General features: G+C 52.9%; 7 protein-coding genes and 1 pseudogene. All 8 read left to right on the top strand.

Features of this window, described 5'->3' with window-relative positions; genetic code table 11:
• Positions 1-107, top strand: a pseudogene (locus PKO01S_RS29535) (sugar ABC transporter permease); the annotation flags it as partial.
• An 11-nt stretch (positions 108-118) separates the two neighbouring features.
• Positions 119-1,027 (top strand): carbohydrate ABC transporter permease, encoded by a 909-nt coding sequence (locus PKO01S_RS27775; RefSeq protein WP_127534687.1) that lies wholly within the window; start codon positions 119-121, stop codon positions 1,025-1,027.
• 170 nt (positions 1,028-1,197) lie between these two features.
• Positions 1,198-2,184, top strand: a complete 987-nt coding sequence (locus tag PKO01S_RS27770) for a substrate-binding domain-containing protein (RefSeq protein WP_127534686.1) — start codon at positions 1,198-1,200, stop codon at positions 2,182-2,184.
• Positions 2,181-3,656, top strand: a complete 1,476-nt coding sequence (locus tag PKO01S_RS27765) for a sensor histidine kinase (protein WP_127534685.1) — start codon at positions 2,181-2,183, stop codon at positions 3,654-3,656. Before PKO01S_RS27770 ends, PKO01S_RS27765 begins: the two co-directional genes overlap by 4 nt.
• Entirely contained in the window at positions 3,631-5,136 is a 1,506-nt protein-coding gene (locus tag PKO01S_RS27760; protein ID WP_127534684.1) for a helix-turn-helix domain-containing protein, read from the top strand. Before PKO01S_RS27765 ends, PKO01S_RS27760 begins: the two co-directional genes overlap by 26 nt.
• A gap of 140 nt (positions 5,137-5,276) precedes the next feature.
• The gene (gene xylF, locus PKO01S_RS27755) at positions 5,277-6,341 is read left to right on the top strand and encodes a D-xylose ABC transporter substrate-binding protein (protein WP_127534683.1); all 1,065 of its coding nucleotides are present in this window, start codon (positions 5,277-5,279) and stop codon (positions 6,339-6,341) included.
• A gap of 103 nt (positions 6,342-6,444) precedes the next feature.
• Complete coding sequence (locus PKO01S_RS27750; RefSeq protein ID WP_127534682.1) at positions 6,445-7,968, top strand: xylose ABC transporter ATP-binding protein; 1,524 nt, start codon at positions 6,445-6,447, stop codon at positions 7,966-7,968.
• Positions 7,965-8,790, top strand: an 826-nt coding sequence (locus PKO01S_RS27745; RefSeq protein ID WP_127534681.1) for a sugar ABC transporter permease, incomplete at its 3' end; no start/stop codon positions are given. The genes PKO01S_RS27750 and PKO01S_RS27745, both read left to right, overlap by 4 nt.

Here is an 8,790-nt window from a genome sequence, read left to right as displayed (position 1 = left end):
ACTCGCTGGCTACGGCAGCAGGCATGTTCAAAACCGTAATCAGCATCGTACTATTATTCGCAGCCAACAATATCGCCAAGCGACTTGGCGAAGAGCGACTGGTATAGGGGGGATCGGCATGAATACTGTCAAAAAACGTATCGGCCTGGAGCCGGCGATCTTCAATACGATTAACTACATCTTGCTGCTCTGCGTACTCGTCGTGACGCTGTATCCGTTCCTGAATACGATTGCCGTATCGCTCAACGAAGGGATCGACACGACGCGCGGCGGCATCTATTTGCTGCCACGTGATTTTACTTGGAAAAACTATGAATCGGTATTCAGCTCCGGCCACTTGCCGCGCGCTTTCTGGATCTCGATTGCCCGTACGGTGTCCGGTACGGTACTCAGTGTATTCTTTACATCGATGCTTGCATATGTATTGAGCCGGCCGGAATATATGTTCAAAAAGTCGGTCACGATTATCGTCATTCTTACGATGTATTTCAGCGCAGGGCTCATTCCGGCATACTTCTTGATCAAAGATCTGCACATGCTGAATACGTTCTGGGTATACATCCTCCCAGGCATGATCAGCGCGTTCAATATGATCGTCGTTCGGACGTATATCCATACGCTTCCGGAAAGCCTCGTCGAGTCCGCTAAAATTGACGGAGCAGGCGAATTCAGAACGTTCATGAGCATTATTCTTCCGCTCTGTATGCCAGTATTGGCGACGGTATCGCTCTTCGTCGCAGTCGGACAATGGAACTCCTGGTTCGATACCTTCATCTTCGCGCCGAAGCAAAGCCTCAGCACATTGCAGTATGAGCTGATGAAGCTGCTGAACAACACGTCTAGCGTGGGAACCAGCCTCCCTGGAGGTAATAACCCAGGCGGAGCGGACTCCGCAGCGGGTATGGTAACGCCGCTGTCGATCCGCGCAGCGATTACGATCGTAGCCGCACTGCCAATCATCATGGTGTATCCGTTCATGCAGCGTTACTTCGTAACGGGCTTGCAGCTCGGCGGCGTAAAAGGTTAGTGATACGATTACACAATAAGAGGTCCTCGTCCCTGACGAGGGTCTTTTATGTTTCGATAAGAAGTGGAAGCGAAGGGAATAGACAGCAGGGAAGGCGTTGATTAGAATAGAGGCAGGCGCATCCTCCAGGCGCGGACCCTACGAGACTGCTTACGAAGGAGTATCTGATTATGCGCAATATCGTCATTGCCTTACTTTCCATTGGTTGTCTAGTTATGCTCTACTTTACGCTCCAAGCTGCTTCCAACTTGGCAGCATCGGATACGCCGGAACCATCGATTCGTACAACCGCTATGGCTGACAGTGATAAGTTGCGGCTTGTTGTCATCACACAGGAGCTTGATACGCCGTTCTGGTTGAAGTTCAAGCAGGGAGCGGACGCTTCGGCAGCCGCGAACGGTGCAAGCCTGGAAATGTGGGGGACGTATAGCTCGGACCGGATTGAATTTTTAAAACAAATCGAAATTGCAATCGCTTCCAAAGTGGACGGCATCATTGTGCAGGGACTCGATACGCCGGAGTTTACCAATTTGACCAAGATCAAAGCGGCAGGCAGCGGCATTCCGGTCATTACCGTCGCGAATGACGTTCCGATGCAGGACAGCTTGCGCCGAACGTATGTCGGCTCCGACCACTTCGAAGCCGGCAAGTTAATTGCCCGGCAGCTTGTCCAGAAGATGGGGACATCCGGCAAGGTTGTGCTCATGACGTCCGACGAAGAAGAAGATTACCAGCGTCAGCGGTTGAAAGGTATTCTTCAGGTGTTGGCGCCTTTCCCTGGCATTGAGACAATTATCGTAACGTCCGGCGATTCGAGAGAAGCGATCGTAACGGCGATCGACAACGTGCTTAATAAGCAGCCGGATGCGAAGGCGTTCGTTGCGGTCTCAGCTGCGGATGCCGCGGTCACGATTCAACAGATCGAGAAGCGGTCGCGCGTCGAGCCTTACTATATATATTCGTTCGATGACAATCCCGAGACGATGACGCTTTTGAAGCTGAACAAGCTGGATGCTCTGATCACGCAATCTCCGCAAGCCATGGGAGAGCTTAGCGTGAAGCTGATGGTTGATTGGTTAAACGGCAAGACCGTTCCGCTTCGCCCGGACGGTTATTTCACGGGTATTCGGGTACTGAAGGCGGAGGATGCGAAATGAACGGCATTCAACGTAAAATTATGTCTCTCTCTGTCATTGTCCTTTTCATTATGGTTATTATTTGGGCAGTTCTTACTTATTACAATCAGAAGACACAAGAGCAGTACAATGAAGTTCTCCAGCGGTATTTGCGCATGAACGAAATAACCAACATGAGCCAGCAGACGGTTGCCAGCTTGAACATCTATTTGTCACAGCCGTCAGAGACGACGAAAGCTTCATTCAACGGAACAACGGAGAGGCTGCTCGAAGCGAAGGCGGAGCTGCCTCTGTTGCGGACGGGCAACAATGCATTCACTTTGACGAACTATATGCACATGATTGAAAGTTTGGTCGAAGCCGAACGGCTGTCTGTTATGTTCCAAGGCCAGAACAACAATGAACAGTCGTCGGACCGGTTCGAGGAAGCAACCCGCATTCATACCTACATATCAGAGACGACGCTTACGCTCATCGACAAAGATTTGAAAACTTATGACCGGTTCTACCGCGATATTATGGCACAGAGCACGACGCTCAAACGGCTGGGGATATGGCTGCTTACTTTTCTGACGGTAACGCTGCTGCTCTTCGCCTACTGGTTCTCGCGAAGCATTACGAGGCCGATCCAGCAGCTGACCGTGGCTGCAAGAGAGCTTGCCCGAGGGAAGTTCGATAAGCAGATCGAGATTCGCTCCAATGATGAAATTTCGTTCCTTGCCCGCACGTTCGACCGGATGCGGGTCAATATTAACGGGCTCATCTCGGAGATGCAGCAGAAAGCACAGCTGGAGCTTGAGCTTCAAGAGAGCAGACTGCTGCTGAAGGAAAGCCAATTGCGCAGCTTGCAGAGCCAGATTAATCCTCACTTCCTGTTCAACACGCTGGATACGCTGTCGAAGAAAGCCTATTTGGATGGATCGGAGGAAACGAGCGACCTTATTGCCAGCGTAGCCGGACTGCTTCGCTATAATTTGCGGCGGCTCGACCGCTCCGTCACACTGGCGGAAGAACTGAACGTCGTGATGAAATATATCGAAATTCAGCAAGCGCGGTTTACCGACCGGTTGACGTTCCGCCAGCAAATCGATCAGGAACTGTTGTATGTACGTATGCCCTGCCTGACACTGCAGCCGATTGTCGAGAATGCCGTCATTCATGCCGTCGAACCGCTTGAGGACGGAGGGACGATCATCTTCCGGGTGATGAAGGATGGAGACGACGTCCGGATCGAAGTTGAAGACAGCGGAGAAGGCATGTCGCCGGATCTGGCAAAGCGTATTGTGGAGGAGCAGCCGTTGGAAGAATCGTCAGCCCGAGGGCATTCCACTGGCATCGGATTCAGTAATGTTGTAAGAAGATTAAGACTGTTCACGGGCAGGGATGACGTAATAGAAATCGGCAGCGCTGTGCCGCACGGTACGAAGATATCGTTAAAAATTCCGATGGCGGGGAGGATGGAGCAGCTTGTTGAAGCTAATGATCGTGGATGATGAGCAATTGGAACGGGAAGGACTGCAGGCGATTCTGCAGAGTGGCATACAAGGGCTTACGATTGAGCAGGCGCTGACGTTCATGCCTGATCTTGTACTGATGGATATTAAGATGCCGGGCATATCGGGGCTGGAAGCGATTGAATTAATGAAGCGGACGAATCCGACTGCAAAATTTATTATGGTGACAGCATTTGAAACGTTCGATTACGCCAGACAAGCCTTGAAGCTGGGGGTAAGCGACTACTTGTTGAAGCCTAGCAAGGCGAGCGAAATCGTGGCGGTTGTGCGTAAAGTAATCGAGGAGCTTCTGAGGGAACGAGAGCTGTTGGAGTCGATTCGGCAAGAGAGACAGACGCTGCACCGCTTCATGCCGCTCATTGAGAGCGACGTGGTGACCGGATTGCTGTACGATCATGTTCAAGAGATCCATATAGAAGAAATGCTGGCGATGTTAGGAGGCGACACGACGAAGGAAGCGTTCGTCATGCTGGTCATTCTCGGCGATTGCCAGCCGGAGGCGGCATATGCCGCCATGAAGGCGAAGGTGCGGCAGCTTGGCTGCGGCTGGGTTGGCGCGATGGCTGGGCGGCAAGTGCCGATCGTCGTATTCCGCCAGCTTGGAACAACGTTCCGGGCGCAAGCGGCATCGCTCGTACAGCAGTTGCTGAAGACGCAGCAGCGCATGATCGGCACGGACGGATTTATCGGGGTAGGAAGCCCGTATCCATCGCTCTACGATATTCGCCATTCGTTCCGGGAAGCACTGCTTGCGACGGCTGACGTCACATTGCCGGCCCGTCATTTGCTGTATATGGATCTGGACGTTCGCGGACCGCAGCGGCACAGTCATGACATGCGCCGTGATGAGAAGGATCTGGTCGAATGGATTCGGCTTGGCCAATGGGAGGAGCTTCGCGCGTCGATGAATGCGCTGGTCGATGCCGGCGAACGGCGGGGCGCGTCGCTTGTGCAATGCGGCCAATCGCTGCTGGAGCATCTATGGATCGTATACCGGACGGCGATTGAGCTTGGGGCGGATGCTGAGCGGCCGATGTTCTCTTTTCAGGCAGGGCAATATTATCAGCTTCGGGCAGAAGCAAGCTGCGTGTTAGACAGCTTGATTGCCTCTCTGGCAGCGCACCGCGGCAAGCTGGAGCCCGATATGATCGGACAGATCAAGCAGTACATCATCGAGCATGTGAAAGAAGAGATCTCGCTGGAGACGATTGCGCAGCGCGTGCAGCTGAGCCCCTATTATATTAGCAAAATATTTAAGGAACAGCTCGGCATCAACTATATTGACTTTCTGACCGAGTGCCGGATCGATAAGGCGAAGTCGCTCATGCTGGATCCTCAGCTTAGTATGAAGGAAATTACGTTCGAGGTGGGATATAACGATCCGAATTATTTTAGCAAAGTGTTCAAAAAGGTGTGCGGCTGCTCGCCGAGCGAATACCGCAAGATGGTATTCCGCTAGCTCAGGCCCAAGAAACATGTTCACCGAAAAGTGCAGACGATCGCAAAAGATTGCAGATTGTTCTCGGCGGCAAGGTCTCTTAGTAATGGTACTATTTCAAATGTAAGCATTTACATTTTGTCATAAAAGGGGAGAAGAGAATGAAATCCGGTTGGAAAAAAGGTGGTTTGCTCTTCGTTACGGCAGCTATGGCGCTGACGCTTGCAGCTTGCGGCGGCAAAGATAAGGACGATTCGGAAACGGCATCGGGCTCTGTGAAATCCGATGGCAAGATTAAGATCGGTCTGTCCCTTGATACGCTTCAGGAAGAACGCTGGCAGAAGGACCGCGACCTGTTCAAGGCGGCGGTCGAGAAGCTCGGCGGCACGGTTGAAGTTCAAGCGGCAAACAGCGATGACGCGAAGCAGATCGCACAAGCGGAAAGCTTGATCAGCCAAGGCGTAGACGTGCTCGTCGTCGTTCCGCACAACGCGGAAGCAACGGCGGCAATCGTCGAGAAGGCGCATGCCGCAGGTATTAAAGTATTGGCATACGACCGTCTGATCAAAAACTCGGACCTCGACTTGTACGTCTCGTTCGACAACGAGAAAGTCGGCGAACTGCAAGCGCAAGCGATCGTGAAGCTGGCGCCGAAAGGCAAATTCGTCTACATCGGCGGATCTGAGACGGACAACAACGCGCATCTGTTCAAGAAAGGCGCATTCAACGTATTGCAGCCTTTGATCGATAAAGGCGACATTCAAGTCGTATTCGACCAATGGACGAAAGATTGGAACCCAGCTAACGCATTGGCGAATATGGAGAACGCTCTGACGGCGAACAACAATGCAGTTGACGCTGTCGTGGCTGCGAATGACGGTACGGCAGGCGGCGTCGTTCAAGCGCTTGCTGCTCAAGGTCTGGCAGGCAAAATTCCAGTATCCGGCCAAGACGCAGAGCTTGCCGCTGCTCAACGTATCGTAGAGGGCACGCAGACGATGACGGTATACAAACCGATCAAGAAGCTGGCTGAGACGGCAGCGGAACTCGTTGTGAAGATGGCGAAAGGTGAAGACGTAGGCGCGGACAAAGTCGTCAACAACGGCAAAATCGACGTGCCATCCGTACTCCTTGAGCCAGTAGCAGTCGACAAAAGCAACATCGACGCGACGATCATCGCAGACGGCTTCCAGAAGAAAGAAGACGTATACAAGAACGTGAAGTAACACGTGAAGCGCTGAATATGATCGGACTAGAAGGGGAAGAAGCGGCTTGGTCATTCCCGCTTGCTTCTCCTTCTTCCGTCTTGAACGAGGTGAGCATAGACCGATGACAGCTGCATTAGAGATGCGTAATATAACGAAGCGGTTCCCAGGTGTGACAGCGTTGGACGATGTGACGTTCACGGTGAAGAAGGGCGAGGTTCACGCGCTCTGCGGCGAGAACGGCGCAGGCAAATCGACCTTGATGAAGGTGTTGAGCGGGCTGCATCCTCATGGCTCTTATGAAGGCCAAATTCTTATTGACGGGGAAGAGAAGCAGTTCCGTCAGATCAGTGATGCCGAGAATGCCGGGGTCGCGATTATTTATCAAGAGCTCGCACTCGTGAAAGATTTGTCGATCGGCGAGAACCTGTTTCTTGGCAAAGAGCCGGCGAAATGGGGCGTCATTAACTGGGAATACGTATTCCGCGAGAGCGAACGTTGGCTGCGTGAGGTCGGGTTGACGGACGTTAATCCGGAGCATCTGACCGGGACGCTCGGCATCGGCAAGCAGCAGCAGGTCGAGATTGCGAAGGCGCTGTCGAAGAATGCGAATCTGCTTATTTTGGACGAACCGACCGCTGCGTTAACGGAGCAAGAGGTCGAGATTTTGCTTGGCATATTGCAGGAGTTCAAACGCCGCGGCGTAACGTGTATCTACATCTCGCACAAGCTGAACGAAGTGTTCGCTATAGCCGATACGGTAACGGTGCTGCGCGACGGACAGACGATCGGAACGTATCCGATCGCGGATGTGACAGAAGACAAGGTCATCTCGCTCATGGTCGGCCGAGAGCTGAAGGAGCGGTTTCCCCGCATGCCTGCGAACCCTGGCGATGTCGTGATGAAGGTGAGCGACTATTCCGTCATGAACCCGGATCGTCCGGGCCGGAAAGTGATCGACAACATCTCGTTTGAGGTGCGTAAAGGCGAAATATTCGGAATTGCCGGACTTATGGGTGCCGGCCGTACGGAGCTTGTCATGAGCCTATTCGGCGCGTATGCGGGCAAAGCGTACGGCAAGGTCGAAATCGACGGCAAACAAGTGAAGTTGAGTAATACGAGAACAGCGATCCGCGAAGGATTGGCGCTCGTATCCGAAGACCGGAAAAAATATGGGCTTGTGCTCGGCATGGACATCAAAAGCAACGTAAGCATGGCGAGCTTGGCGGGCATTTCGCCCGGCGGCATCATTAATCATAATATGGAGGCGTCCAGCGGCAACCAGTACATGCGTGCTCTACGGATTAAGGCGAATAACGTTGAGACGATTACGGGGACGCTGAGCGGCGGCAATCAGCAGAAGGTCGTGCTTGGCAAATGGCTGATGACGAATCCGAAAATTTTGATTCTCGATGAGCCGACCCGCGGAATCGACGTCGGCGCGAAGTTCGAGATTTATAACTTGATGAATGAGTTGGTTAGCCAAGGCGTCGCGATCATTATGATCTCGTCGGAAATGCCGGAGCTGCTCGGGATGAGCCATCGGGTCATGGTCATCTCCGAAGGCAGACAGACAGGGCTGTTCACGGCAGAGGATGCGACGCAAGAGAGGATTATGGCAGCCGCCACTGGAGGGATTCGAGCATGAGCGTTAAGCACGAAACAATGATAGAGCAAGCTAGCTTGAAGCAGCGCCCGAACTGGTTCAAGTTCGATGCAAGGGCGTACACGATGATCGGCGCGTTAATGTCGATCTGGATTTTGTTCTCGCTGCTGCATGACAGATTTTTATCCGCAACGAACTTATCGAACCTGTTCCTTCAAATGTCCGTAACGTCAATTCTGGCGATCGGCATGGTGCTTGTCATCGTAGCCGGCCAGATCGACTTGTCGATCGGCTCGCTCGTTGGCTTCATGGGCGGTATAGCCGCGATGCTGAACGTCTGGTATGAGTGGAGCACCATACCGGTTATTATTGCGACGCTTGGGGCCGGAGCCGCTATTGGCTTCATTCAAGGCTGGATTATCGCTTATCGGGCCGTACCGGCTTTCATCGTCACGCTAGGCGGGATGCTGATATTCCGCGGCGCGTTGTTCGGTACGACGGGCAGCGTGACGATTGCGCCGCTGTCGCCTTCTTTGAAATCGATCGGTCAATCGTATATCGCAGACGGCATCGGCTGGGTACTTGGCATTATCGGTCTCGCAATTGCGGCTGTGCTTGTCCTGCGCAAACGGTCGGCCCGCGCCAAATTCGGCTTTGAAGTCGAACCGATGCCAGTCAGCCTGCTGCGTCTGTGCGTAACGGGTGCGCTTATTATCGGTTTCGTCTATCTGATGAACAGCTACAAAGGAATACCGGTTCCATTCGTCATGGTTATCGTGTTGGCGCTTATCTTTACGTTTATTTCGCGCAACACGACGTTCGGCCGCCATATCTATGCGATAGGCGGCAACCCGGAAGCGGCTC

The sequence above is a fragment of the Paenibacillus kobensis NBRC 15729 genome (assembly GCF_004000825.1).
GTDB classification, from domain to species: Bacteria; Bacillota; Bacilli; order Paenibacillales; family Paenibacillaceae; genus Paenibacillus_T; species Paenibacillus_T kobensis.
The sequence above is the reverse complement of the archived record's forward strand: the minus strand, read 5'-3'. Positions and strand labels throughout refer to the sequence as shown.